Annotated in this window: 2 protein-coding genes; both read left to right on the plus strand. The window is 69.8% G+C overall.

The genetic code is table 11. The features are described from left to right. On the plus strand, positions 1 to 481 hold a 481-nt coding region (locus AB0N02_RS47290), incomplete at its 5' end, for a hypothetical protein (protein WP_363961753.1). Further along, positions 478 to 1,895: DNA translocase FtsK (locus tag AB0N02_RS47295; protein ID WP_363961755.1), on the plus strand; the 1,418-nt coding region annotated here is incomplete at its 3' end. The genes AB0N02_RS47290 and AB0N02_RS47295, both read left to right, overlap by 4 nt.

Below are 1,895 nucleotides of genomic sequence, written 5' to 3' on the forward strand. Positions count from 1 at the left end.
GATGCTCCTCGACAACCCCAACAGCGTCCCCATGGACGCCGCATGGGACGACGACGACTGGTGGAACCTCGCCGCCACACGTGACCGCCACGAGCACAGCTCCGTCCTCACCGCCATCCACAACCAGTGGGCAGCGCCCCGGTTCGGCGACGACGCGGAGATCCTGCTGCGCCTAGCCGAGATAGAGCGTGACGCCCCACCCGTCCCCAGCCACGAGCCGCACCCTCAAGAGGTTCAGGAGACGCCGAAAGCTCCAGAGCAGGCCAGCGAAGAGCACCCGCCAGCCCCCGCACCCACCGCTCGGCGCCCCCTCATCCCCGGCTGGGCGACCTACCCCTTAGGTGGGGCGGCTGGCTTAGCTCTGGTCGCGGTAGTGGCGGCAGTACCCAACTACGACCTCAAAACAGCCGCCGGCCTGGCCCTGATCATCCTCGTGCTCGCCCTGGTCACCACCACTCACCGCCGCGGAGGACACCAGTGACCGCCAAACGCCGCCCTGCCCGGCGCACCACCACCCGCCCACCAGCCCGGCCCGCTCGCCCCACCCGCACCGCCCGCCGCGACGACTCCCTGGAAAAACTCCTGCGCACCGCCTGGCGCGGACTTCACCACCTGGCCCGCGGCTGCGGCGTCATCATCCGCGCAGCGACCGGAGGCCCCGCCGAGGTGTCCGAAGCCACCCGCCGCGACGGCACCGCCCTAGCCCTTGTCGCCGCCGCAGTCGCCCTGGCCGTCCTGCACAACCAAGGTCCGGCGCAGCTACCGGTGCGTGTCCTGGCCGGCGGCCCGGTCTGGCTGCTCCCCATCGTGTGGCTGCTCTGGCTAGGAGTGCGCCTGTGGCGCCGCCCCGACCAGCACGCCGTGACCATGCGCCGCGGAACCGGCCTGGCCCTCATCACAGTGGCTACGGCTGGGCTCGTTCACATCCTGTGCGGCACCCCCACCCTCACCGCCTCCTGGGAGACCATCGCCGCCAGCGGCGGCCTACTCGGCCTGGCATCCTCGTGGCCGTCTCTGTACCTGCCGGGCCTGCTGGTGGCGGTCGCCCTCATCGCGTTCGGCGGCTACGGCCTGATGCTCGCCGCCCCGCTGCGCCGGCTACGCCTGCCGGAGCGGCTGCCGAACCTGGCCCGCTACAGGGTGGACGTTGAAGACGACACACCCGACGACGAAACCGCCAAGGAGGACGAGCCCGAGGAGAAGCAGAAGGCCGCCGAGGAGGACGCTCCGACAGTGGAGATCCCCGCCCAGCGAAAGGCCACCCCTGAAAGCACCCAACCGGACACCTACACCCCGCCCAGCATCGACACTTTGAAGGCTGGCAGTGCACCCAGGCCTCAGACCAAGGCCAATGAGGTCGTGGTGGGCGCGATCGGCGGGGTACTGGAGGAGTTCGGCATCGACGCGAAGGTGACTGGCTATACCCGCGGCCCGACCGTCACCCGCTACGAGATCACACTCGGCCCTGCCACGAAGGTGGAGAAGGTCACGGGCCTGACCAAGAACATTGCCTACGCCACGAAGTCGGCCGATGTCCGCATCATCAGCCCCATCCCCGGCAAGTCCGCGATCGGCGTCGAGATCCCCAACACCGACAAGGACCTAGTCGCCCTCGGCGACATCCTGCGCAGCCAGGCCGCCCAGGCCGAGCACCACCCCCTGGTCGTCGGCCTGGGCAAGGACGTCGAGGGCAAGGTCGTCATCGCCAACCTCGCGAAAATGCCGCACCTACTGATAGCCGGCGCCACCGGCGCCGGCAAGTCCGTCTGCGTCAACAGCCTCATCTGCTCCGTCCTCACCCGCGCCACGCCCGACGAGGTGCGGATGGTGCTGGTCGACCCCAAGCGGGTCGAGCTGTCCGTCTACGAGGGCATCCCGCACCTCATCACGCCGAT

Source organism: Streptosporangium sp. NPDC051022 (assembly GCF_040683035.1).
Taxonomy (GTDB): domain Bacteria; phylum Actinomycetota; class Actinomycetes; order Streptosporangiales; family Streptosporangiaceae; genus Streptosporangium.